Origin of the sequence: Bradyrhizobium sp. URHD0069 (assembly GCF_000701345.1) — a bacterium.
GTDB lineage: Bacteria > Pseudomonadota > Alphaproteobacteria > Rhizobiales > Xanthobacteraceae > Bradyrhizobium.
The window spans coordinates 56,443-79,915 of record NZ_JNIJ01000035.1; the positions used below are offsets into that span (position 1 = coordinate 56,443).

Genomic DNA, 23,473 nt, shown 5'->3' on the forward strand with positions numbered 1-23,473 from the left:
CTTTAATTTCGGTCGATCAATTAGCGCCCGATGGCGGAAAGGGTCCTCTGACCCCCTGGCGCCAGGAGGATCGTGTCGCGAACGTGAACATTTACCTCCGCGAAATCATTGGCATCATCGCTGAACCCGATGCGGATTTTTATCGGATAAGAAAGAGTGATCAGGGAGTTTCTAATGATCACCAACTTCTTAAAAGCCTGATCTCGGTCATCGAACGCTGGAAAATCTGCCTTGTTAAAATGCCCAACGAGGACGATCGTAGGCGGTATCTGTGCTCCTGCTGAAGTCACCTTGGCGATGACGTATGATATAAAATCTACGAAGCTGATCCTGCGCCTCGGTTCGGGAATAACGATGCCGCTCGTTGTAAAATCATCCATCTTTGCGAAGAACTGATATGAAAGCACCTCGTAACGTGCTGTTTTCTTTTTCGTTACCTCTGCATTCGTGTAAAGCGGCTTGAGTGATTGATATTCAGTGTCGAAACCGACCAGCAGAAACCGCATTGGGCCATCGCTCGGATCTTTCCTGTTCTTGTCCCGCGGAAGATCAATTCTTTCTCGTATGATCGAAAATTCGCCCGGTGGCTGATACGGCTCCTCGCTCATGGCTACGGAGTGCTTTCCGACCAGGAATAACTCGAACTCTTCCTCCTCTCCCTCGACCTTCGGAGGAGCTTCTGCCGGCGTGTCCGCTATGACGTCATTTTCTGCTGTTTCTTCCATTTCCGAATGCGCTATGTTTGATCACTTGGGGATGACGGGGTGGAATATGTCTGCTGAAGATGATTTTGCTGCACTAGTGGAAAAGCGCCTGACTGACGCTGAAGAGAAGACAGGACATATCTTCAGCGACCTACGCAAAATGATCAGGGAAAAGGGGGCAGCTCAAGCCGCTCAATCGCTGCTCAGCCCGTCATCAACAGGCAGCTTCCCGTATGGCTTCAAGATCCTAGCTGCCAACAACTTATTGAGTCACTCGATGGAGCAAGCTGCGATTGACTCGGTGGCTAGCGGTCTATTCACGGAGGATCAATTGACAAACGCCTCTGCGCGTCTGACCCTCGCCAAGATGCTTGGGCTAGGGGGCTAACGTGAAGGCTGAAGATGTCGTAATTGCATGGACACCCAACCGCGAACCGGTTCTCGCCTATCCCGAGCGAGGAAAAGGTGATTGTCTTTATCCCTCCCGAGACAAACGAAACACAACGCTTCATGAATACGACTGGAGCGGATACCGATGGATGGAAGAGGGTAGGAGTGGAAGGCCGTCGGCGATGGGTACAGAGCGTAGTGACGGCAATGTTATACAATGACAATATTGAGTTGGACGTAATTCAAGATGCTCTTTGTCAGGTCGATGAGTGGGCCCAATTTCCATTCTCCACTGATCATCCACCGCCAAAGGATGCTTGATAGGCCGATCGCTTCCGCGCTGTCCCGCACGGCGAATCGCACGAACTTGAACGGCTGGGTCGTCAGCGTCTGTCCACAGCTAAAAAAAGAATCAACGTCTGCCTTGACCCGTACCGCTTGTGCTGGATTCAATCGGCATGTCGTCATGCTCTGATTCGTATGACCTGAGGAGAGGCCGCAGGAACACGTGCATGCGGGAGCACGCCAATGATTTCAATCATCCCGTTCGAACAAGCTATGCATGCTGTTCGCGATCTTCGAAAAAAGCATCTGCTTCTAGGGAATGGCTTCAGTATTGCCTTGAAGCCTAATATTTTTACCTATGGCTCTCTGTACGAGAACGCGGATTTCAGCAAAGTCCCGCATGTAACGAAATTGTTCGATGCGCTCAAAACGCAGGATTTTGAAGTTGTCATCAAACACCTTCAGGATGCCGCTACAGTCGTCGAGGTCTATCGGCCGAGTGCCACTACACTTGCCCGCAGCCTTCGAAATGATGCTGCGGCCATAAAAGATGCATTGGTGACCGCAATCGCCAAACGTCATCCTGATCGGCCTTATGACGTGAAGCCGGAGGAATACGCGGCTTGCCGAACCTTCCTATCTCGGTTCGAGCACATCTTTACACTCAATTACGATGTCCTCCTCTATTGGGCGCTAATGCAGAGCGAGGTAGATGCTCTAAAGATTCGTCAGGACGATGGGTTCAGACATCCGGAAGAGGATCCCGGTGCGCCTTGGGTTTCGTGGCAACAGGGTAATCAGGCGACCATCTCCTACCTCCATGGCGCATTACATCTGTTCGATGCTGGCTCGGAGATCACCAAATACACATGGTCAAAAACCGACAGACCCATCGTTGAACAGATTCGGGCAGCTCTGGACGAGGAAAAATACCCGCTGTTTGTTTCGGAAGGCACTAGCGCGAGTAAGAAAGCCCGTATTCTTCACAGTGGTTATCTCCATAAGGCACACCGTAGCTTTGAATCGTGCTGCGGTTCGTCGGGCAACGCGATCTTCGTCTATGGTCACTCTCTTGCAGATAACGACGACCACGTACTCCGCTGTATCGCCAAAGGAAACGCTGCCTGTATGGCCGTCAGCATTTACGGTGATCCCGCTTCACCCGAAAACAAATTGATCATCGCGAAGGCGGAGACGTTGGTCCAACAGCGCGGTCCCGCCAAGGGAAAACGGCCAGCGCTTGACGTAATCTATTACGATGCTGCGTCGGCGAAGGTGTGGGGCTAGTCTAGATACGTAATTGCGCTCATCGCGGACTTGTCGTTTTCGATCCATCCTCCGGCCCGTCAAGACCACATTTGAACAACTCCTGGCGCAACAACTTCGATTTCGCCAGTCGCTACCCGTGAGCCCGTAGTCAAGACGCCAATTTTGCGTCGATTCCGCCATTGATTAGGCAAATCCCAGGCAGTAGCGCCGCCAAATCATCACTTTGTTGGCAAACTCTCGCCAAAACGGTCCGACCGAATATCCCGCTTTACGCTTCTAACGAAGCTAGCTATCCGGCCCACCAATCGGGCAGCTGTGTAGATTTAGTCACAGTTCACGAAAATGGCGCATTCGTTCTCTGGGTTCGCCAGAGTTGATAACGAGCGATTATCATACGCGACAGAGTGATCTTCGGGTTGAAGGCAAGGTGACTGCTTCCCCAGTGAGGGAGACCTGATATGCCAGCCTACGTCCAGCACCGCGAAATTGAGTCAGCTTTAATAGTTTGTCCCGACTGCCTAGGGCTTCCTATGTACGTAAGGGACGTCGAGCCCCATTGGAGCATGGCGAAGATCGACTTCACCTACGAGTGCTCTGACTGTGGCGCTGAAATCAAGAAGACCGTAACAAAGCCGGAACGACGACACTAGTCAGCAACCTGACTCATTCCTTTGTAGGCGATGGCGGATGCCGACGTTTCTTATGTGCGGCAGGAGTGGACGCGTTCGGCGCGACAGTAACATCGGTGGCCGCCTGCCCATTTCGTGATTCAGTTAGCCGTCTGTCATAGCCAGGATTGATTCCGACAGTGGGGGTCGAGCAAATGCGGGGCCACGATTGGTCAGACCGACCAAAACCATCGCAGCACTTACCGCTGTGATTCTGATATACCTCATAGCGGTTCCTCTTGCGACTTTGCTGAATTTCGAAAATTCGTTTTGGCCGGGAATTGCTCTTCAACTGCACCGATCTCACACTCAATCGAAAGGAAACTCGAGGCCGAACCTCTTTGCGGTTTCGGGAAGCGCAATCGACCATCACGGTCTGCATCGAGGTACAGCTAATTCCTATGTACCACACAGTCGCTCAGGCCAACGCGTCGGTTTTAAGCCAGCCACTGTGGGTGTACGCGAACGGGTAGAGCCGACCGGGATGGCGTTGGCGGTACAGTCGCCTCCAGCCATGCAAAAGAGAGCGTTAAGCGTGATGGCTTTCGCTAGGCCTTCTTTGAGATTTGGCATCAGTGAGTCTGTCCCCACCGGCCTCCCTGAAATGAAAAGCGATCTCATCAAGCGCGCGTTGCGCCCATTCTTCAGCCTTCGCTAGCCAAAACGCTCTACGATCCGTGTCCGATAAGGCACGCTCTCGGCAAATCAATTCCTGATTACGAATTTCAGCAAGCTTATTCATTCACTTCACTCCCCGCGTGAAGCCAATTTACCCAGCCACAATAACAGAACTTCAAAGAACGTTCTTCCGTTTTCGACGCAAAAACGGTGCCAGCTTTCTCTTACCCATTTAGCAGCTTGGGCTGCGAGTGAAAGCCGGATGGTCGACTTCCTAACGAATAAGTTGCCAGAAGACACTAGGGTCTCAATCGATGACGGTTACCTGAAACTCTACCCATCAAGCGACGGCCTGATGCACGATGAATGCGTTGTCGGCATTGGGACTACTGCGCACTGGTACCTGGGGGATGGAGACGTTCCGCCAGAAGCCCAACTTCATCACACTGTTATTGAGCACTTAAAGATTGGATCGTGTTCGAAACTTCAACAGCTACGGGCCATACAGGGCGGCGCCACTTCGAAATCATAAAGACGCGAAGACATTCTTTCAGAATACCGCCGCTGTTGGTTCTGATCTCTGAAGAAAGATACCAGCGCCACCTGAGGCAAAAATGAGCTATGGTCGCGTCGAAGAAGGCGGTCGCCAAGCGGCTTCCAAGGCCTTTCAAGAAAGCGGCGAAGACGGTAGCAAAAGCTGCGAAGGCGAAAAAAGACAGCCAAGAAAACAGCCAAAAAAAATCGTCGAAGAAGTCCGCGAAGAAAACCCAATCATCAGCCGGCCGTAAGGCTGTCGGAAGAGGGCAGCGAAGAAGGTTGCCAAGAAAAAAGAAGGCGAAACGGTAAAGATGGATGACGCCGACGTTCAAATAAATTTCGATGCTCCCGCGGTTCTCCGGAAATGGCCCTCCCTCAATAGAGAGCGCATCAAAAAATCGTGGGGCGCCACTCCCTACCTTGTTGCTGCTGGCACTTTGGACGAGTGCATACGGGAGTTCATGTCCAAGCCTGCATTTCAGCACCACTTGTATGAGATCCACACGGCTCCGCAAGGAGACTTAGTCAGTGCGGTTTTGTCGGCCGAGCACACGGTTGAGCTCGCTCGGCTGCGGGATTTTCTCTAAGTCTCGAATAAGTCGAAGCCGCTACTCGCCCCGGGTTGTCGGATTGACCTCGCGACCAAGCACAGCTCGACCAGGCGACTTCTCAATTTAGATTGAATAGGGTTTTTCCCAGCTGCCTCGAAATAAAATCCATGAACGATAACTTGGTCAGCGGAACGGTCGTCGCCGAGCTGCCACTCGCGACCGCAGGGGTGCTCGCCAATTGCGGATGGTAGGGCGCAACTTTAGGCGCCTGCCTTTTAGCGATCTTCCGCTTTTTTTGATCAACGCCGATTACCGTCGGAGGCGGAGCCGCTGAAGCGTACGATTGCAGTGGCGATGGCTCGCCTGACACCGCGTCTCCGACCAGCGTTGGTGGCGGGACTATGGTCGGCTGGCTGGTGTCAATGAAAATGCGTTCGGGAGGCCGCTGAATGGAAGCTATCCGAATGACTGGCTGGTTGATTGTGTCACCAGCTGGTTCCGGCAACGGTTTGGGCAGGTACCAATCTGCTACAAACAGTAATGCAAGAAGCGATGCGCCAACCCAGGCTATGAATCGTCCGATAGGCATAACCATTTCTCGCCGCCGTACCAACGTGACGAGAGCAAACGCCTTAATTCCTGATAGTTCGTAACCGCCGCTCGAGTTTTCTTGAACGACCGTGAAACGTGGTTACCCATCAAGTGACGGCGTGATGCACGATGCGCCATTGGGGGACTCCGGCTCACTGGTACGCAGGGACCAAGACGTTCCCGACGATGCACAACTTCATCATTCGGTAGTCGACGTTTGAAGTTGGAGCGTGTTCGAAGTTTCACCAGTTATGGTCCGTATCGACCAGTTCCCCTTCGCAACCACAAAGACGCGAAGGCGTTTTCTGGAAAAATGGCCGATAACGCGCAGCGCTCAACCGGTTCACCTGAAGGTTCTGCTCCTTCCATGATGCTCCACCATGCCTCCTGCGCGGAGAACGCATGCGCTCACTCGACGGCGTTTATTCTCGATAGAGCCGATCCTTTGCTATAGCGTTGTCGATCAGCCATAACGGCTGAAGGCTGCCACCGAGCGGCTTAATAATCAAACGATCAAGGGAGGTTTTGATGCCTACCAATTCTTTTCGCCTAGCTTTGGCATGTCTAGCTCTTGGCAGTGTATTAGCCAGCCCCGGCGCCCAAGCTGCAAGCCCAAAGCTTGAGAGCAGCGACGTCATGATCCCGTCAGGGGACGCCGGTATCGAGCTGTTCGTGCGCAATAAGCATCCGGCCGGCACGGACAGTTTTCCCTCCGACCGGATTTTGCTGTACGTGCACGGCGCCACGTACCCCTCGGAAACCGCCTTCGACTTACCTATCGAGGGTGTGTCGATGATGGATATGATCGCAACACGCGGCTTTGACGTCTACCTCGTCGATGTCCGAGGCTACGGGCGTTCCACACGGCCGCCCGAGATGAGCCAACCTGCAGCCGCGAACAAGCCGATCGTCTCGACCGAGGTTGCTGCTCGTGACCTCGGTACCGCTGTCGATTACATTCTTAAAAAGCGCGGCGTTGCGAAGATCGGGGTAATGGGATGGTCGTGGGGAACGTCGATCGCTGGTTTGTACACCAGCGGACACAACGAAAAGGTTGATCGTTTAGTCCTATACGCTCCGCAATGGATACGCACGGAGCCGCCGGCTCCTGTCGCCGCCAATGCTCCTCCGCTTGGAGCCTACCGATTGGTCTCAAAGGATTCGGCCAAAGCGCGCTGGCTGAAAGGCGTGCCCGACGACAAGCAAGCCGGACTAATTCCGCCAGGTGTATTTGAAACTTGGGCTGATGCAACATGGGCGACGGACCCAGATGCGGCAAAGCAATCCCCACCCATGCTGCGTGCGCCCAATGGCGTGGTTGAGGACAGCATGAATTATTGGGCTGCAGGCAAAGCGCTATACGATCCCGGTAAGATCACGGTGCCGACCTTGATTCTTCATGCCGAATGGGACGCCGACCTTCCCAGTTATTTGGCTCAGAACTATTTCACTCAGCTGAAGAACACGCCCTACAAGCGTATGATAGAGCTGAGCGAAGGAACCCATACGGTGATGATGGAAAAGAACCGGATGCAGTTCTTCCGCGAGTTGATGGGTTTCCTCGACGAAGAGAAGCCGCTCGCTTTGAAGTAAATCGCGAGCTGGTCGCCGTATAGGCCGATCGTTCTGGTGGCTTGTCTGGTTCGTTCCAGGCGGGCCTCGTAGCTTCAAAATGATTCATGGCCGTTGCTGCATGAACGCGACCTCAAATTGCTGTGCCGCTATCTGCGATGCCCGAGGCTAATGCCAAGCTTGAGTGCCTTCTGACGTAATGAACCTTCCGTTCTTTTGGTCAGCTTGATAATTTTGGCTATTGGCGTCTTCGCTTTCGAATGAGCTCGTAATTCCTTCACGTCAGCCTTGGTGTATTCTCGTCGAATAATTTTCTTCTTTGCTTTCTTGGCCACTTCGATCTCCATTGATTCGATGAGCCTTCTACCACACTACCTCCGATGGGCAACTTTCCGTTCGCCCTTCGCTACCAGCTTTGAGATGGCAGTAACTGATTAAAGCATCTCGGATGAGTGCTCAGCTCGGTAGATCATGAACGACGGGTGCCTGAGAGGAGACTTCACTCAGCAATCAGATGGCAGTTGGTCCAGTCTATGGCGTCCAGAAGTGATGCCTTCTGTCGAGATTTGAGCATGTAATTGGTCCAGCCAGCATCGGCAGCGTCCTGGATGTCGATCTGTCGGTATCCGAAATCTGTTCGCAGCCACTGATCGGCGACGACGCCCTTGAACGTCTCGAACGAACAATAGTGCGGACGATCGATCATAGCGTGGTAGTGAAGCCGACCGTCCGCATTCGATTCAATTACGGCCACTGTTTTCAGTCGGCGCCCGTGCAGCTTGGCCGCGCTGCCTAAGATTTTGTAGTTGAGACGGTTCGTAAAGTGGCGGAAGTTTTCTGACGCCACGATCGGGTCGGCGTTTCGGCATCCGACGCGTTTCTTCATTGTGAGGGTTGTCGCCGCGGGGTTCGCAAACTTGTCAGGGTCGAATAACGCGTGCAACTCACCGGCACATCGGCCATCGAAGGCAGACCGGAACATCATCGCAGACGCTTCGCGATCCGGCAAAGCGTTCGCAGTAAAAAGTGTCGAGATTTATCGCTTACGATGAGTAATGGACTCTCACGTCCAGCTACAGAAAACCGCGGCTCACCTGACCGCGCGCTGCTGTGGTGTGTAATGACGACACTGCCATATGTGTCTCGCGAGTACAGTGCCCTTCGAAGTTCTTTAAGCTCTTCGTAGTTTCGCGGACCATTATCGGCTAGCCAAGCGTTGATGTCGGTTGCTGGGCCGCCTGGGAAGCGGTCATTCTGTTTTGGCTTATCAGAAGCGATTACGCGTACTGACCAATCAACAGGATCTCGATAAGTTTTAGCCAACTAAAATCTCCTTTTCTTGTGCAATAGGGCCTGGTGACCGCCGCAATGGCATCTCCAGTGGAGATATTTAGCGTTTCGAAACGAGCTGAATCGGAGGCCTGGGATCGAATCTGATTTTTTAGATTTGTTGGGCGATTGCCTGTTGCCCAAAGCCCAAATCCAACGGACGGCGGCTCCATCAACAACAGGAGCTAGTCATGGCAGCAAAATCATCCATTTCATTGGTCTCGGTTCAGAAGCCGACCGCGAACACGCCGATCCTTCAGCGCCGGAATAAGCTGACGGCCAATATTGAGCAGCAGATTACCAAGATCGGTCTGTTCCGCGAGGGTAAGCGAATCTCCCGCGAGCAATTCTGGGTCGACGCCGGCGGCGCGATCTATTTCCTACTGCGATACGGCAAGCAGCCCCTGGAGCTGGAGAAGGGCAAGAGCACGCTTAAGGCCGCGACATTTGACGATTTGGTCGCGCAGCTGGACGAGATCAAGACCATCACGGTCGCTGGGGGCCTCGATGAGGCTCTGTCTGCGTGTGCAAACGCGGTTCGATCGAATTTTAAGGCGGCGAAGGACAAGAAGGCCGGTAAAGGGGCTTGAGTCCGACCATTGGTCTACCGCTAAAGTATACCGTTGCCCTTCATCTTTTTATCTTTGACCCTCCTCTGGCTTCAATCAGAGGAGGGTTTTTGATGGACGATGATTTGGTGGCCTACGCGCTAGCTCTGATTTTGGATGATGTGCGCATCGGCGAGTGGGCTACCTCAGAGGTTGACAAGCGCCTCAAGCGCAAGGGTCCCCAGGATCGTGAATTTTGGGCGATGTACACGGTCGTCACCAACGAGCTGCTCGATGCGGTTCGCAAGAAGAACGAGCCCCATGTCTGATCTGCGAGCGATAATGACGAAGCGCAAGAAGGCAGCCAAGGGGTCGTAAGGCCATGATTACACCGGTAGCCGGAGGTCTAACGCCTTCGGCTGTCGTCGCTGTGTACCACAACAACCTTGCATCAAATCAGTTCTGGAGGAGCTCGCCGTGTCTGAACCAACCGTTTGGAGCGCTGAAACCAATCGATGCTCATTGATCTCAGGCGCCACTTTGATCTTTACAGTCGTAGCGTCCGCACCGCTGGCTTGGCTTGCAATTACGTCAGAAATTTCGTGGGTAAGAGCTATCGGCGTGCTGGTGATACCTGCTTCCATGGGGGCTTGGATCCTCACCACAATACGTGCCGTTCATCTCCTAGAGCTACGATTTTGGCAGATGAGGTCGACTTATGTTTCGTTGATATTTGGTCTTGTATCGCTCGGGCTGGTTCTTTTGCATTCCGTAGTTCTACTGTTGACGAAAGACCATCCGAGCGTTCGAGCGGACACAACGCTGTATCTCGCAGCGGCCCTCGTTGCGACGTTGGCGACTATATGGTGCGCCTGGTACAATTGGAAAATGACGAGAAGCGTTTCGCTTGCTGCCAGTCTGACGGTCATTCAGACGATCATTAGTGGCAGCGTCGTCGCTGTTGTGTTGATTTGGATGGGAAACCGCCGCCGCGATGGCGACTAGGCCCCAATCCTTCGCTTCAGTGCTTGGCGCCGATGGACGCTTCTTGGTCGAGCCTGTTGAGCAATTCGGTAAGATCGTCAGCGTCATCAAGATCGAGGTCGATCTGCGGCACGTCGTTCACTAACGCAGGCTTGCGCGTGACAGAATCGATAACTGCCCACAAGTCGCGACCCGGCAACTTTTCCGTCACATAACGCATCGCAGAATTAAGCCTTCGAATTCGAATATTGGCAAGCTAGGACGAGGTCCGCTTTGCTCCCATCAACTGACATGGTCAGTCCGGCCCGTTAGGTCTGAAAAGTGCCAATAGGCGACATCACACGTTTGGCCTAAAATGAAAGAGACCGCCAACTTAGGGCGCCCCCGCTTGATTGATGCTTCGTCACTCACGGTCTTGAACAGCGAGTTCCCCTTGTTGCGGCAAGAATATTACAGATCAACGTATATAGGAACAATGCAACGAATAGAGGAGCCCGTACGCCAACTAGTGGTTTTATTGAGTATGAATTGATCGCCTCTATATAACTCTGGGGATTTCCTGTCGGCGCTACTACACGCTTTTTTTGTGATGCGACAGGTAGGCTTGAGTGCTAAGCTGGATTTCTTAGACGTCTACTAGGCCACCCGGGCGCTCCCGGGCAAGCAGTGTTCACAGTCCGGCTCGAGGCTGTGCGATGCCCAAGATCCTGCTGGTCGAAGACAACGAGATGAACCGCGATATGCTCTCGCGGCGTCTCGTACGCGGCGGCTACGAGGTCACCATTGCCGAGGACGGCGCGCGCGGCGTCGCAATGGCAACGAGCGACAGGCCCGACCTCATTTTGATGGACATGAGCCTGCCGGTGATCGACGGCTGGGAGGCGACGCGTCGGATCAAGGCCACGCCTGAGCTGCGCAAGATCCCCATCATCGCGCTCACGGCGCACGCCATGGCGACCGACCGGGAAAAGGCCCTCGAGGCCGGCTGCGACGACTACGACACAAAACCGATCGAGCTGCAGAGGCTGCTAGGCAAGATTGAGACGCTACTCGCGGCAGCGGGACAGTAGACGACCTACAAGTTTCCGGACGGATCACGAGAGGAAACAACCCATGAAAACGGCTCAGTACAAATGGTCCCAAAATGATGGGTGGCTGCCGAATTTGCCAACTGGCGAGGTCGGACAACAAAGTGTCGCATTCGTTTTCGGCGCTCGATCGCTGATGCAGGCAGGTGACCTCGTGGGCGAACTGCGCGACCACTTCAAAGGGGCCGCTATACTTGGTTGCTCGACTTCCGGTGAGATTTTCGGCGACATAGTTGTCGACGACTCCGTGATCGCCACCATTGTCGATTTCGAACATACGCCAATCCGGTCCGCCTCTGGCACGATTGGTGAGGCGAAGGCGAGCTATGACGTGGGCAAGGAGCTCGCGCAGTTGTTGAACGACGCCTCGTTGCGCCATGTGTTCGTTCTTTCGGACGGCTTGCACGTCAATGGCTCCGACCTGGCGCGCGGTCTCGCAGGTGGTGTCTCGGACGGCGTGTCGATCACTGGCGGCCTTTCCGGGGACGGCACCAACTTCGCCGAGACCTGGGTCATCGCCGACGATACCGCGGGCCCGCAGCGCGTCGCAGCGGTGGGTCTGTACGGCGATCACTTGCGCATTGGCTACGCATCGATGGGCGGCTGGGAGCCATTCGGGCCGTTGCGCACCATCACTCGCGCCGAAGGCAACATCCTTTATGAGCTGGATGGGCGGTCAGCGCTCGATCTGTACAAGGTATACCTGGGCTCGCATGCCGAGCAGTTGCCAAGCTCCGCCCTGCTTTTTCCGATCCTGGTTACCGACGCAAAGGGCGGTGAGGGCGTCGTTCGGACCGTCCTGTCTGTGGACGAGCGGAACAAGTCAATGACTTTCGCGGGCGACATCCCGCAGGGTGGAACGGCGCAGTTGATGAAGACCAATGTTGACGATCTGGTCGACGGCGCGACAGCGGCCGCCGAGGCCAGCCTGAGTGGGCTGGACGGCAGACGACCGGACGTTGCGATTTTGGTGAGCTGTGTCGGGCGCAAGCTTGTGATGAAGCAGCGCACTGAAGAAGAACTCGAAGCAATCCGGGATGTGTTCGGGACGGACGCGAAGCTTTCCGGATTCTATTCGTACGGCGAGCTTTGCCCCTTCATGCACGGTGGTGCGTGCCGCCTCCACAATCAGACCATGACGATAACAACTTTCGCCGAGGACTGAACGTACAGGACACAGATGCACCGGCTGCTGCGACGCCAGCTCAAGAAGCACCTCGGTGTCGGGGAGGAAATACCGGCTGCGCTTAAGCCCTTCGTAGCAGCCGTGGATGCCGCATATGCCGATTTCGACAGCGATCGGGCGATGCTCGAACGCTCTCTGGAGTTGAGCGTGAAGGAGCTGTTGGAGGCGCGCGACAAGGCGACCCAGGCCCAGACCCGGCTTACCGACGCGCTCGAGAGCATCTCGGAAGGCTTTATCCTGTTCGACGCCGACGATCGCATGGTGTTGTGCAACTCGCGCTATCGCGAGCTATATCCGGCGGTCGCCGACATCCTGCAGCCAGGGCTGAAGTTCGAGCATTTGATCAAGACCGTGGTTGAGCGCGGGACCGTGGCCGACGCGGTTGCGCGACCTCAGGAATGGGTCGAGCAAAGACTTGCGCAGCATCGCAATCCAAAAGGCCTGATTCTGCATCAGCAGTGGGATGGTCGCTTGATCCAGATTAGCGAGCGCAAGACGCAGGAGGGCGGCACCGTCGGCGTGTTCACGGAGGTGACCGAACTCAAACGGCGAGAGGAGGAGCTGGCGGCTGCGCGTGACGAGGCGACGGAGGCCCAGCGGCGGCTGGTCGACGCGATCGAGAGCATCTCCGAGGGGTTCTCGCTCTACGATGCCGACGACAAGCTCGTGATTTACAACCGGCGCTATCGGGACATGCACGGAACCCGCAGCATCGATCTCGTGAACGAGGGCGTATCGTTCGAAACGATCCTCCGCAACGCGGTCGCGAGGGGCGAGATCCGCGACGCGGAGGGGCGCGTCGAGGCCTGGGTCGCGGAACGTCTGGCCCGGCATCGCGACCCCAAGGGCGCGCATGTGCATCGCCGCTCGGACGGGCGCTGGATCCAGGTCAACGAGCGCAAAACTGACGACGGCGGCACGGTCGCAACCTACACCGACATCACCGACGTGAAGCAGGCGGAGCAGGCGATCCAGGAGAGCGAGCAGCGGCTGCGCGTCATTGCCGAGGCGGCGCCGATGGCGGTGCTGATCGTCACCTTCGATGATGGGATGATCCGGTATGTCAATCAACGCTTCAGCGAAATGTTCGAACTCGAAGGTTCGTCCGCCCTGGGCCTGCAAGCGAAAACCCTCTACGCAGACCCGCGGCATCGTGAGCACGTTATCGACGCGCTGACCGAGCACGGGCATGTGGAGGGCATGGAGGTGCTGTTGAAGCGGGCCGGAGGCGAGGAGTTCTGGGCGCTCATGGCATCGCAGCGCGTCCAGTTCGACGGGCGCCCGGCGATGATCACAGGCCTCGCCGACATCAGCGACCGCAAGCGTATGGAAGGTGAACTGCACAAGGCGATTTGGGCGAGCGAGCAGGCGACCCGCGCGAAGTCGGACTTCGTCGCCAGCATGAGCCATGAGCTGCGCACGCCCTTGAACGCGATAATCGGTTACAGCGAGATCCTGCTCGAGGACGCCCAGGGTGCCGGGCGCGAATCGGATATGGCGGACCTGCGCAAGATCCAGGATGCCGGCAAGCATCTGCTCGGCCTGATCGACCACATTCTTGATCTTTCCAAGATCGAAGCCGGCAAGATGACGCTCTATCTCGAGACGTTCGAGCTGCGGCCGATGATCGATGGCGTCGCGGCGGCCGTCACCCCGCTGGCCAGGAAGACCGGCAACGCGCTCGTGGTGAACTGCGCCGACGACGTCGGTACGATCCACAGCGATCTGACCAAGGTGCGGCAGATCCTGTTCAACCTTCTCAGCAATGCCTGCAAGTTCACGAAGAATGGGACGATCACGTTGACCGCGCTCCGTGACGCGAACGAGGGCGGCGACTGGATCGAGTTCCAGGTGCGCGATACCGGTATCGGCATGACGCTGGATCAGCAGGCCAAGGTGTTCGAGGCCTTCACTCAGGCCGATGAATCCACAACCCGCGCCTATGGCGGCACCGGGCTCGGTCTCGCTATTACCAAGAGCTTCTGCCGGCTGATGGGCGGCGATGTGACGCTGACCAGCGAAGCCGGCAAGGGAACGACCTTCGTGGTTCGCCTGCCGGCGGTGTCACGCGTTGCATCGGACGCCGCGATCTCGGCGGCGGATAGGCATTCCGAGGGGCCGGAGGTCACGGAGCCCGAGCATGCGCCGATCGTTCTCGTGGTCGACGATGATCCCAACGCCCGGGAGCTGCTGTGCCGACACCTGCAGCGCGGCGGTTACGCCGTTCGCATGGCCGCCAATGGCGAGGAGGCGATGCAGCTCGCCCGCACGCTGCAGCCCGATATCATCACGCTCGACGTTCTGATGCCGCAGATGGACGGCTGGGCCGTGCTCGGCGCTATGAAGGAAGATCCGGCACTCGCCGAGATTCCGGTAATCATGGTCACGATCGTCGACAACCAGAGCATCGGCTTCTCGCTCGGCGCCGCCGATTACCTGATCAAGCCGATCGATCGCGACAGGCTGGTCCGTGCGGTGGAGAAGTGCTGTCGAAGGGGCGCGCCACGGCACGTGCTGATCGTCGAGGACGACGCTCCGACCAGTGAGCTGATGGGGCGCGCCTTGCGGGAGATCGGTTGCACGGTGACGCAAGCAGAGAACGGTCGGGTTGGTCTTGAGCGTTTGAACGAGGCCATACCCGAGGCAATTCTGCTCGACCTAATGATGCCCGAGATGGACGGGTTCGAGTTCATCGCGCGAGTGCGCGCCGAATCCCGCTGGCGGCGCATCCCGGTCATCGTCGTCACTGCAAAGGCACTGACCACCGAGGATCTCGCGCGCCTCAACGGCCAGGTACAGCATCTGGTGCACAAGGGCGAATACAGCGGCAAGGCCGTGCTGGCGGCACTTGACGAGCTGGTACCCCGGAACGCCCGGCGCGCCAGTCCGGATCGGCCATGAGCATCATTGACAGCGATAGCGCGCGCGCGTGGCGCATTCAGCTTGCCCAGTTTCGCCAGGAACTGCTGTCCCCTGTCAACGCCTTGCTCGGCTATGCGGAGATGATGCACGAGGAGGCGTCCCGGAACGGGCGTCCGGACATGCTCTCCGATATGAACCACATCCTCGGCGCTGCCCGGGATCTTGCGGGCAAGGTCGACCGGCTGGTGGACTGCGATCGTCCAAAGAGCAAATCGCCGCGCCCAGCGCCCGCCACGCAAGAGCAGGAGCTGCGTCACGAGCTGCGCACGCCCCTGAACGCGATCAAAGGCTATGCCGAGATGCTGCGCGAGGATGCAGCCGATTTCTCAAGCGACTCGCTACGGGCAGATCTCGATTGCCTGCTGGTGGCCGCCACCGACCTGCTGCTGCGTCTCGATCGCATCGTGCGATTCTCGGTCGATGTCGAGGAGACCAGCGTGACCTCCGATCAGACCGGCGCGGTCATTGTCAGCGACTTGATCCGCAGCCTCGGGCCGGTCCGGCAAGATCCGCCTGCTGTCACTGAGACCGGCTCCATTCTCGTGGTAGATGATATCGAGGCCAACCGCGATCTGCTGTCGCGTCGATTGACCCGAGATGGTCATCGCGTCGCATCGGTGGCGGGGGGTCAGCAGGCGCTGCAGGCGCTCGCCGACGACGAGTTCGATCTAGTCCTGCTCGATTTAATGATGCCCGATATCAACGGGTTTGACGTCCTAGTACGTATGAAGGCCAATGAGCGATTGCGTCGCATTCCGGTTATTATGATCACGGCCTTGGCGGAGACCGAGAGCGCCGTCCGCTGCATCGAAGCCGGGGCCGAGGATTATCTGCCGAAGCCGTTCGATCCGATCCTATTGCGCGCGCGGATCAATGCTTGCCTGCACAAGAAACGCTGGCGCGACCGCGAGCAGAATTATCTTCGCCGCATCGAGGACGAGACCGCCAAGTTCGAACGGCTGTTGTTGACCATCCTGCCAAGACAGGTGATCGGCCGCCTGAACCAGGGTGAAGCCATGATCGCCGACCGCTTCGAGGGCGTGAGCGTTCTGTTCGCCGACCTGGTCGGCTTCACGGAGCACTCGGCACGCGTCCCGCCTGCAGCGATGGTCGAGTATTTAAACCGGCTGTTCTCGGAGTTCGACGCGCTTGCCCGCGAGCTCGGGGTCGAGAAGATCAAGACCATCGGCGATGCCTACATGGCCGTCGCCGGCTTGCCCGATCCACATCCCGATCCGTTCGCAGCGATTGCGAAAATGGCGCTCGGCATGATCGATCGGCTAGATCGTGTCAATGGCCATTTTGGCTGGCCCCTGCAAATCCGGATCGGCATACATTCCGGTCCCGTGGTAGCCGGCATCATCGGTACGAACCGCTTCATCTACGATGTGTGGGGCGATACTGTAAATGTCGCCAGCCGTCTTGAGATCTATTCTCTGCCCAATCGAATCCATGTGTCCCAGGATACAGCCCGCCGCCTGGTCGGTCCTTTCGCGCTGGAGCCGCGCGGCAGCATTGACGTGAAGGGCAAGGGCAAACTGGAGACGTTTTTCTTGAGCCGGATCTAGACGCGTGCATCAGGCGCGCGAACGGCGATCGAAGCTTGTGTCCGACAACGCCCCGCCTCGCTCTCCCCTACGAAAATTTAGATATCCCGCCGCCACACCAACGACTGCCTCGTCATGCCCGCGTGCCGGTTCACTTGGAAGGGGCATTTGAAACTTTTTGCCCCCTCGGACAGGCGGGCGAGTTCCGAGTTGGGTCAATCGCGCCTGTTTGACTCTGTCCGAGTCACTTCCGCTTTTCCTCCGATAGCGGCGGTATAGCGGACGTCGCGGGACTTCGCATTTGTGCCACAAGCAGACATCACAGCCGGGTCACCACGACATGCATCTGGCGCTCGCGGACGTTTATGTCGACCGTTGGCCATACACTCTCACATTATGGCGGGCTGATCGTCACTCGGTCTTGAGGCCGATCGCCCTGACCAGCAATGCGTCGGCTGCGATCTGCTTTTCGACGTACACATCGAGCTCCCTTGGCGTCATCACCATCGGCTCGACGCCCAGTTCGGCCAGCCTCTCCCGCACCCGAGGCTCTTGCAGTGCCTCGAGCGTCTCGCGGTGAAGCTTGTCGACAATTTCGCGCGACGCCCCTGCCGGCAGGAAAAGCGCGAACCAAGTCGGATACTCGGTGTTGGCGAAACCCGCCTCCGAGGTGGTTGGCACGTCGGGCAGCGCGGTCGAGCGCCTGGCACCGTTCACGGCAAGGGCGGAGAGCTTGCCGTCGCGAATGTTCGGCAGGGCTGCCCCGAGCGCCATGAAGAAGAAATCGATCCGTCCCGCGATCACGTTGGCCATGGCCTCCGCACCTCCCTTGAACGGCACGTGCACAGCCTCCACGCCGGCGCTGAACCGGAAGCGCTCCGCGCTCAGATGCGATGCGGTCCCGACGCCAGGCGAGGCGAAGTTGAACGCACCCGGCTTGGCCTTGGCCGCGGAAACAAGATCGCGGATTGTGCCGTAACCCCTGGCCGGCGGGACCACGAGGACGAACGGCGTGACGCCCAACGGCGCGACCGCTGCGAAATCGCGTGCCGGATCGTAGCCCAGATTGGCATGGAGCGAGGGTGCGATCGTATGTGCGGACGAGTGGACGAGAAGAGTGTAACCGTCAGGGGCTGCCTTGGCGACGAGGTTGGCGCCGATCGTCCCCCCTGCACCGGGGCGGTTCTCCACGACGATGCTTTGGCCGAGTCGGATCGAGAGCTGCTCAAACACCACCCGGGGGACAATGTCAGCAAGGCTGCCCGCTGCGATTGGAACGATCGCTCGCAGCGGCTTCGTCGGCCATGTCTGAGCCCGGGCCTCCATGGTTGCGAGGCCCAACACGAGCACCGGCAGCAGCATTAAACAACGGGACTTCATGATCTCCTCCGCTTGGGTACTGATTGCGAGCCGATGGGGCGCCGAGCTTCCGCCCAGGGCTACGGCACCTTGCCCTTTACTGCCCATGCCGTCGCCGCATAGGATCGAGGTCCATCCGGATCACCGTCGAGATATGCTGCCTCGACGGCGTCGCGGAGTTTCGACTTCTTCTTCGCGCTGAGCGTGACGAGATACTCGGCGTACGGTCCGTCCTTGCCGTCGAGCGATGTCCAGAAATCAGCAAAGGATGAGAATTCCATCCGTATCATCAAGCTATCCTGCTCGACATCGAGCAGCCCCGCGTCACGCCATGCCTTGGCCATCCCTCCCCGGAGAGTCGCGGGCCGGGTGCATGCCTTCGCCCGCCGCTCATTTGCGTTTCCATCGAGCACAGCAGCGGTGTCGAAGAACATGCGATAGATGACCAGGCCGCCCCGCGTGTCCCACGCTGTGGCCGCAATTGTCCCGCCGGAACGCGTGACACGTCGCATCTCGCGCACTGCCCGATCGACATCGGGAATGAACGGCAGGACGAGCGATGCCAGCGAATGGTCGAACGACGCGTCTTCGAATGACAACGCGCACGCGTCACCGACCTGGAAGACGAGGCGGGAATCGCGCGCCTGCTGCCTGGCGTGCTCGATGTACACGGGAGAAAAGTCGATGCCGTGAACGGAGCCAATGCCGGGATTCTGTGCCAACGCGAACGCGAGGCTGCCGGTGCCGCAACCGACGTCGAGGACCCGCCCGGCGGCTGTCACCCCGGCGAAACTGATGAGCAGCGGCGCCAGCTGTCGGCTCCAGCGACCCATCTGGGCCTCGTATCCATCGCCGTCGCCTGAGAGAAAAGTCGATGACGCTATCGCCTCTCTTCTGTCGACGCCCTGGCTCATAGACAAACAGGCGGCAATACTAGTCATGGTGCCCGCGAGTGACGGTGTGGCCTGCCGGCTGAACCTCGCCGGCCTGTGCCGACCCGTAGCGGCACGGCCCCGACCATGCTACAAAGAACCTCTGAAAGTCTTTGCGCTCGTACTGAATCCTCATGAATTCCTGTGAAGCCACAACGATCATCTGAGCTTTGAACTATGCACGGCTCCGAGGTGTTCCGCTTTGGTTTGTTCCGACTTGCGACCGCGCGGCGAGAACTCTCGCTCGGGAGCGCCCCAGTCACGCTTGGCTCACGCGCTTTCGATCTGCTCGTGTCCTTGGTCAAACGGCAAGGCCGGCTCGCAACCAAGGACGAGTTGATGGCCGAGGTGTGGCCCGGCACGATTGTGGATGAGAACAATCTTCCGGCTCAAATGGCCGCGTTGCGCAAGGTGCTAGCGGCCGACCCGGACCTCGCGCGCTGCCTGCAGACGGTTCCGGGCCGTGGTTATCGGTTCGTTGCCAGCGTGGAAATCGGGACGGACGCAAGCTTCGAGAGCACCGCCGCAGAGACGCTCTCTATTGTTGTTCTGCCCTTCGCCAATCTCAGCACCGATGCCGAGCAGGCCTACTTCACTCAGGGCATGACCGAGACTGTCACCACCGACCTCTCGAGAATCTCCGGATTGCTGGTGATCTCGGCTACGACAGCCGCCACCTTCGACGGAAAAGCAATCGACGTCAGGCAGGTCAGCTGTGAGCTTGGCGTGCGCTTTGTGCTCAAGGGCAGTGTGCAGAGGAATGACCGGGCGGTGCGGATCAATGCTCAGCTGATCGACGGGCGCAGCGGCGTCCAGATCTGGTCCGAGATCTTCGACGGTGACATTGCCGATCCTTTCGCGCTGCAAGACCGGATAACAGGCCGCATCGCCATCTCGATCGGACGCGAGATCTTCGTGGCAGCGGCACGGGACGGCGAGATGCGCAACATCGATCCCCGATCATGGGATCTTGTCATGAGGGGGATAGCAGCCGACAACAAGCCCCAATCGCTGGAGTGCCTGCAGCAGCAGGAGCACTTCTTCGCTCATGCCGCGCAGCTCGACCCGAAGAACAGCATTGCGCAGGCCTGGCTCGCCCGAGCTATCCTGCTTCAGTCGGCGCAGGTCCATGCCCCTGCTTCGTTGAAACAGGACGCGTTGACGCGAGGCGCCGAAGCGGCCGAGCGGGCCGTGGCTCTCGATCCGTCGAATGCTCGCGCCCATCTCGCCATGAGCTATCTTTACTACCTGCGCCGCGACTTCGAACGGTCGCTTCTGGCAAGCGAAAGGGCGGTCGCGCATGACCGCAATCTCGCCATGGCGTACAACATGCTGTCCGCTTCCCTGTCTCATCTTGGGAGGGGACGTGAAGCGGTACTCGCGTCGGAAACGGCACTCCGCCTTGATCCTGGCGGCCCGCAGTTCGACGTGTTCCGCACGACGATGGGGCTCGCTCGTCTGCTGCTGGGGCAAATCGACGATGCCATGGCGTGCTTCTCGCGCGCGCGGCAGGCCAACCCGAAGCTCGCACGCGCCCATCTGGGTGCGGCCATCGCGCTGGCGGCCAGAGGCGACGTCCCCAGCGCGCAGCTCGCCGCCGCGGATCTCCTGCGGTTGGCCCCAGAATACCGCCTGTCGCAAACCGTCGATGCGTGCTTGCCGGACTCGCCACCTCGATACCGGCAGTTCTATGACGAGGTATTGCTACCCGGCGCGCTGTCGGCCGGAGTGCCGGTCTAACGTCCCGACCGAGCCTTTGCGGCCGTCGTCATCTTGCCAAGTCCGCTCTGGGTCTTGGCTGTGTGAAAACGCGAAGACGCTCAATCGCGACAGAAGAAGTTATTCGTCCAAGACCGTTTTAGTCGCTCAACGCGCAAGCGGATTCAACTTAGAGATCGAACTGAAAAATATTATTCTTCGTCGCGTTTCGATTTTTGAGTTTTTACACAGCCAGGGTCATTCGCGTCGCTTTGACCGCGTGCAGCTCACTTCCGGTCTAACCCCACAAGCAGACATAATCGCGGACCGTCGGCATGTCTCAAAAGTGCCAAGGGACTAAACCGCTCGCGCGGTAGAACGCGATGGCTGGCGACACAGTCTATAGCGCGGCGCGAGGCCGCAACCTTCACTCAAGATAAGAGCATCCCAGCCCGAAGGTGCGGCACGACTACATCCGCGCCGAAGGATTCGAATGATGAAATCCGCACAATCTGCGATGCGGCTTGACCAGCAGATCGAAGCGGTTTCAATTTGCATGAGTCGGGGTTTTTCGACTCTCTCAACGATCACAACGATCGGTTCGCGCTATGCTGTTCAAAGAATGTTGTGAGGCCGCTAACGTCGAAGTTGTAAAACGTGCTCTTTTTATCACACGTAACTATTTTGAAATCACAGGAGGAGAGAAACCTACTTTCCCCATTTAGCAATACTCGTGCCATAACGCCAAAGTTGTTCTCGTATTCGAGGCCGAGGTTCTTCAAAGATCCCCGGCTAGGAAATCGAAATCACGTGCCACACGCCATTTTCGATAGCTCACGCCGCACCGTCTGACGTATCCCTTCCCGCGGTTCCTCCTTTGGAGGTTTGCGGACGCCGGCCTCGGTGTGCGCGGCGCCGCCTTCATGGGGCCGGCATCCGAAAACCTTCGCACTAGCGGAAGTGGCCTGTTCATAGAGCCGTGTACGCCTATGGCGTCAATGCTTGCCGAGGAACGTGAGGACAGCCTGATTGTAAGCTTCAGGGTTTTCGGCAGGCACGGTGTGTGAACTTCCGGCAACGACGATCCTCTCGCGATTTGGCAAGCAACTCTCCAGCTGATCCATAATCAGATAAAAGAATTTCGGGCTCCGCTCCCCATTAGACAAAAGCGTCGGAGCAGTGATCGCTTTGGCCATCTCGCAGGTGAAGACGGGCCTCGGGCGCTTCGTCGTCGCATCCGCCTGGGAGGAAGCTACGTTGTCCAGATTCATTTTCTTGTCGGCATCGGAACGACGCTCATAAGCGCCGGGTCCGCCAACGGCATTTACGAAAAGAGGTATGCCGGCTTTGGTGTCGCCAGCCTTGAATGCTTCCCTTGCCGGCGCTTGGTTACTGCCCCACTCTTTCAACATGTCCGCAGTATTCGGCACGCCCGTCAATAGGCCCGTGGCGGGCGGCTCATTGAGCGCGAGACTGACGATCATGTCGGGGTGCATGGCGGCGAAGAAAAGCGCCGCGTGCGCTCCCGCTGAATGCGCCACGATCCGCACTTTAGATAAACCAAGGGCACGCACGAAGGCAGCGAGATCCTCGCCATGCGCGTCAGCGGCGCCATCCGGCATACCGTCGGGGCTTACGTCGCTGGGAAAATGGTTGCGGCGGCTGTACGCTATGGCGCGATAACGGTCGCCGAATTTTGGCAGATGCTCCGACCACATTCGGTAGTCTTGAAGGCCGCCGTGAACAAATATTATCGGATCGCCTTTGCCAAGTTCAACATACGCAAGCTCAGTGCCGTTGGCGGAAATGCGCTTAATTTCATCTGCCATCGTCATAGTATTCATAGGCGCGGCAATTATTGAAGCTGCGAAGGCTGCCCGCGCCAAATCGCGGGTGGTCATGGCAGTTGTCATGTCGGCCTCGGTTGAGAACAAATGAAAATGACGCTTGCTGAAAGAGGCTATCCGGCTTCCTATATTTTATTCAAGTCGGTTGCGTGCGTCATTCTGACCATGCGCGGATCATTTCCGGTCTTCCTCCCCGGAAAGCGGACAAGTTCAAAGCCGGTCGGCACTTCGCATTTGTGCTGCCGAACAAGGCTTTGCCCCTGGCGAACTCAATCTCGGGCGCATGTACGATAACGGCCAGGGCGCGCCGCAGGACTATGCTGAGGCGGTGAAATGGATTCGCAAGGCTGCCAAGCAAGGTGACGCCGAAGCCCAGAGCCATCTCGGCGCCATGTACGCCCAAGGTCACGGCGTTCAGCGGGACTACATCCGCGCATATACGTGGTTCAACTTGGCAGCGATGGCGGGCAGTCAAAGGGCGGTCAATAACAGAGACATTGCCGCAAAGCATATGACCCCGGACGAGATCGCTGAAGCGCAGAAACTCGCACGCGAGTCGCAGACAAACAAGCAACTGCCTCGATAGGCCGCTGCATGTTTGCGCCGGTCACGATCACAAAGGTGAAACAAAAACGGCGCATGAGAGCGAGTCAGCTTTTTGCCGCCACATCCCTTCATTGCCGCATCTTGGCGGACGTCCGCTTTAGTACGCATTATGGACTTAAGTCGGACATTGCGCGAGGTCCGAAAAGTGCGGATTTTGTTGCAAAAGTCGGCTGCAACGGGGATTGGGCCCCTTGGGCTTTTCGTCAAGAGCCACGGCTTTGACGCGGCGGCCCTAACGCGCT

At 57.6% G+C, this 23,473-nt stretch carries 21 protein-coding genes; 12 read left to right on the top strand and 9 right to left on the bottom strand.

Annotated features, from left to right (window positions below):
* Positions 1–20 precede the first annotated feature (20 nt).
* Positions 21–725, bottom strand: a complete 705-nt coding sequence (locus tag N554_RS0121185) for a hypothetical protein (protein ID WP_029585304.1) — start codon at positions 723–725, stop codon at positions 21–23.
* Here N554_RS0121185 and N554_RS0121190 point away from each other — a divergent pair.
* Positions 697–1,092, top strand: coding sequence for a hypothetical protein (locus tag N554_RS0121190; protein WP_210165382.1), 396 nt, complete (start codon positions 697–699; stop codon positions 1,090–1,092). The two genes, N554_RS0121185 and N554_RS0121190, sit on opposite strands and share 29 nt — an antisense overlap.
* Positions 1,093–1,622: 530 nt before the next feature.
* Positions 1,623–2,666 carry a DUF4917 family protein gene (locus tag N554_RS0121200; RefSeq protein ID WP_029585307.1) on the top strand — a complete coding sequence of 348 codons (1,044 nt, stop codon included), beginning with the start codon at positions 1,623–1,625 and terminating at the stop codon, positions 2,664–2,666.
* Between the two features lie 1,179 nt (positions 2,667–3,845).
* On the opposite strand, the gene N554_RS38565 is transcribed toward N554_RS0121200, so the two are convergent.
* Entirely contained in the window at positions 3,846–4,058 is a 213-nt protein-coding gene (locus tag N554_RS38565) for a hypothetical protein (RefSeq protein ID WP_081851348.1), read from the bottom strand.
* Between the two features lie 325 nt (positions 4,059–4,383).
* Positions 4,384–4,974, bottom strand: a complete 591-nt coding sequence (locus N554_RS40175; RefSeq protein ID WP_156042022.1) for a hypothetical protein — start codon at positions 4,972–4,974, stop codon at positions 4,384–4,386.
* 1,167 nt (positions 4,975–6,141) lie between these two features.
* Here N554_RS40175 and N554_RS0121225 point away from each other — a divergent pair.
* A complete protein-coding gene (locus N554_RS0121225) occupies positions 6,142–7,206 on the top strand; it encodes an alpha/beta hydrolase (protein WP_029585310.1) in 1,065 nt (354 codons plus the stop codon).
* Positions 7,207–7,334: 128 nt separating this feature from the next.
* Here the strand turns inward: N554_RS0121225 and N554_RS0121230 are convergent, their stop codons facing one another.
* Positions 7,335–7,520: a hypothetical protein gene (locus N554_RS0121230; RefSeq protein WP_245283664.1), complete on the bottom strand. Its 186-nt coding sequence runs from the start codon at positions 7,518–7,520 to the stop codon at positions 7,335–7,337.
* Positions 7,521–7,684: 164 nt separating this feature from the next.
* Entirely contained in the window at positions 7,685–8,071 is a 387-nt protein-coding gene (locus tag N554_RS0121235; RefSeq protein ID WP_156042023.1) for a rolling circle replication-associated protein, read from the bottom strand.
* Between the two features lie 634 nt (positions 8,072–8,705).
* On the opposite strand from N554_RS0121235, the gene N554_RS0121240 reads away from it, so the two are divergent.
* From N554_RS0121240 to N554_RS0121250, 3 genes are all read left to right on the top strand, one after another.
* Positions 8,706–9,104: a hypothetical protein gene (locus N554_RS0121240; protein ID WP_029585313.1), complete on the top strand. Its 399-nt coding sequence runs from the start codon at positions 8,706–8,708 to the stop codon at positions 9,102–9,104.
* Positions 9,105–9,196: 92 nt separating this feature from the next.
* Positions 9,197–9,391, top strand: coding sequence for a hypothetical protein (locus N554_RS0121245; RefSeq protein WP_029585314.1), 195 nt, complete (start codon positions 9,197–9,199; stop codon positions 9,389–9,391).
* 148 nt (positions 9,392–9,539) lie between these two features.
* Complete coding sequence (locus tag N554_RS0121250) at positions 9,540–10,067, top strand: hypothetical protein (protein ID WP_156042024.1); 528 nt, start codon at positions 9,540–9,542, stop codon at positions 10,065–10,067.
* A 16-nt stretch (positions 10,068–10,083) separates the two neighbouring features.
* Here N554_RS0121250 and N554_RS0121255 read toward each other — a convergent pair whose 3' ends face one another.
* Positions 10,084–10,266 carry a hypothetical protein gene (locus tag N554_RS0121255; RefSeq protein WP_029585316.1) on the bottom strand — a complete coding sequence of 61 codons (183 nt, stop codon included), beginning with the start codon at positions 10,264–10,266 and terminating at the stop codon, positions 10,084–10,086.
* 475 nt (positions 10,267–10,741) lie between these two features.
* Between N554_RS0121255 and N554_RS0121260 the strand changes: the two genes are divergently transcribed.
* The 4 genes from N554_RS0121260 to N554_RS0121275 are packed head-to-tail and all read left to right on the top strand — an operon-like array spanning position 10,742 to position 16,810.
* Positions 10,742–11,116, top strand: a complete 375-nt coding sequence (locus N554_RS0121260) for a response regulator (RefSeq protein WP_029585317.1) — start codon at positions 10,742–10,744, stop codon at positions 11,114–11,116.
* A 43-nt stretch (positions 11,117–11,159) separates the two neighbouring features.
* The gene (locus N554_RS0121265; RefSeq protein WP_029585318.1) at positions 11,160–12,299 is read left to right on the top strand and encodes an FIST signal transduction protein; all 1,140 of its coding nucleotides are present in this window, start codon (positions 11,160–11,162) and stop codon (positions 12,297–12,299) included.
* Positions 12,300–12,314: 15 nt separating this feature from the next.
* Positions 12,315–15,221 (top strand): PAS-domain containing protein, encoded by a 2,907-nt coding sequence (locus N554_RS0121270; protein WP_051677615.1) that lies wholly within the window; start codon positions 12,315–12,317, stop codon positions 15,219–15,221.
* Entirely contained in the window at positions 15,218–16,810 is a 1,593-nt protein-coding gene (locus N554_RS0121275) for an adenylate/guanylate cyclase domain-containing protein (protein ID WP_029585320.1), read from the top strand. Before N554_RS0121270 ends, N554_RS0121275 begins: the two co-directional genes overlap by 4 nt.
* Positions 16,811–17,200: 390 nt before the next feature.
* Here N554_RS0121275 and N554_RS0121280 read toward each other — a convergent pair whose 3' ends face one another.
* Positions 17,201–18,169, bottom strand: a complete 969-nt coding sequence (locus tag N554_RS0121280) for a Bug family tripartite tricarboxylate transporter substrate binding protein (RefSeq protein ID WP_029585321.1) — start codon at positions 18,167–18,169, stop codon at positions 17,201–17,203.
* 59 nt (positions 18,170–18,228) lie between these two features.
* The gene (locus N554_RS0121285) at positions 18,229–19,062 is read right to left on the bottom strand and encodes a class I SAM-dependent methyltransferase (RefSeq protein ID WP_051677616.1); all 834 of its coding nucleotides are present in this window, start codon (positions 19,060–19,062) and stop codon (positions 18,229–18,231) included.
* 195 nt (positions 19,063–19,257) lie between these two features.
* Here N554_RS0121285 and N554_RS0121295 point away from each other — a divergent pair, with 195 nt between their 5' ends.
* Positions 19,258–20,820, top strand: a complete 1,563-nt coding sequence (locus N554_RS0121295; RefSeq protein ID WP_029585323.1) for a winged helix-turn-helix domain-containing tetratricopeptide repeat protein — start codon at positions 19,258–19,260, stop codon at positions 20,818–20,820.
* Positions 20,821–21,773: 953 nt separating this feature from the next.
* Here N554_RS0121295 and N554_RS0121305 read toward each other — a convergent pair.
* The gene (locus tag N554_RS0121305) at positions 21,774–22,679 is read right to left on the bottom strand and encodes an alpha/beta fold hydrolase (RefSeq protein ID WP_029585324.1); all 906 of its coding nucleotides are present in this window, start codon (positions 22,677–22,679) and stop codon (positions 21,774–21,776) included.
* A 178-nt stretch (positions 22,680–22,857) separates the two neighbouring features.
* On the opposite strand from N554_RS0121305, the gene N554_RS0121310 reads away from it, so the two are divergent.
* Positions 22,858–23,211 carry a tetratricopeptide repeat protein gene (locus N554_RS0121310; protein WP_256378750.1) on the top strand — a complete coding sequence of 118 codons (354 nt, stop codon included), beginning with the start codon at positions 22,858–22,860 and terminating at the stop codon, positions 23,209–23,211.
* The last annotated feature ends 262 nt before the right edge of the window (positions 23,212–23,473 follow it).

Excerpts from the sequence above, each read along its gene's own strand:
- N554_RS0121305 (WP_029585324.1), bottom strand. The coding sequence starts at position 22,679 with ATGACCACCCGCGATTTGGCGCGGGCAGCCTTCGCAGCTTCAATAATT.
- N554_RS0121295 (WP_029585323.1), top strand. The coding sequence starts at position 19,258 with ATGCACGGCTCCGAGGTGTTCCGCTTTGGTTTGTTCCGACTTGCGACC.
- N554_RS38565 (WP_081851348.1), bottom strand. The coding sequence starts at position 4,058 with ATGAATAAGCTTGCTGAAATTCGTAATCAGGAATTGATTTGCCGAGAG.
- N554_RS0121270 (WP_051677615.1), top strand. The coding sequence starts at position 12,315 with ATGCACCGGCTGCTGCGACGCCAGCTCAAGAAGCACCTCGGTGTCGGG.
- N554_RS0121185 (WP_029585304.1), bottom strand. The coding sequence starts at position 725 with ATGGAAGAAACAGCAGAAAATGACGTCATAGCGGACACGCCGGCAGAA.
- N554_RS0121190 (WP_210165382.1), top strand. The coding sequence starts at position 697 with ATGACGTCATTTTCTGCTGTTTCTTCCATTTCCGAATGCGCTATGTTT.
- N554_RS0121235 (WP_156042023.1), bottom strand. The coding sequence starts at position 8,071 with ATGAAGAAACGCGTCGGATGCCGAAACGCCGACCCGATCGTGGCGTCA.
- N554_RS0121200 (WP_029585307.1), top strand. The coding sequence starts at position 1,623 with ATGATTTCAATCATCCCGTTCGAACAAGCTATGCATGCTGTTCGCGAT.
- N554_RS0121225 (WP_029585310.1), top strand. The coding sequence starts at position 6,142 with ATGCCTACCAATTCTTTTCGCCTAGCTTTGGCATGTCTAGCTCTTGGC.
- N554_RS0121255 (WP_029585316.1), bottom strand. The coding sequence starts at position 10,266 with ATGCGTTATGTGACGGAAAAGTTGCCGGGTCGCGACTTGTGGGCAGTT.
- N554_RS0121240 (WP_029585313.1), top strand. The coding sequence starts at position 8,706 with ATGGCAGCAAAATCATCCATTTCATTGGTCTCGGTTCAGAAGCCGACC.
- N554_RS0121260 (WP_029585317.1), top strand. The coding sequence starts at position 10,742 with ATGCCCAAGATCCTGCTGGTCGAAGACAACGAGATGAACCGCGATATG.
- N554_RS0121265 (WP_029585318.1), top strand. The coding sequence starts at position 11,160 with ATGAAAACGGCTCAGTACAAATGGTCCCAAAATGATGGGTGGCTGCCG.
- N554_RS0121245 (WP_029585314.1), top strand. The coding sequence starts at position 9,197 with ATGGACGATGATTTGGTGGCCTACGCGCTAGCTCTGATTTTGGATGAT.
- N554_RS0121275 (WP_029585320.1), top strand. The coding sequence starts at position 15,218 with ATGAGCATCATTGACAGCGATAGCGCGCGCGCGTGGCGCATTCAGCTT.
- N554_RS0121285 (WP_051677616.1), bottom strand. The coding sequence starts at position 19,062 with ATGAGCCAGGGCGTCGACAGAAGAGAGGCGATAGCGTCATCGACTTTT.
- N554_RS0121280 (WP_029585321.1), bottom strand. The coding sequence starts at position 18,169 with ATGAAGTCCCGTTGTTTAATGCTGCTGCCGGTGCTCGTGTTGGGCCTC.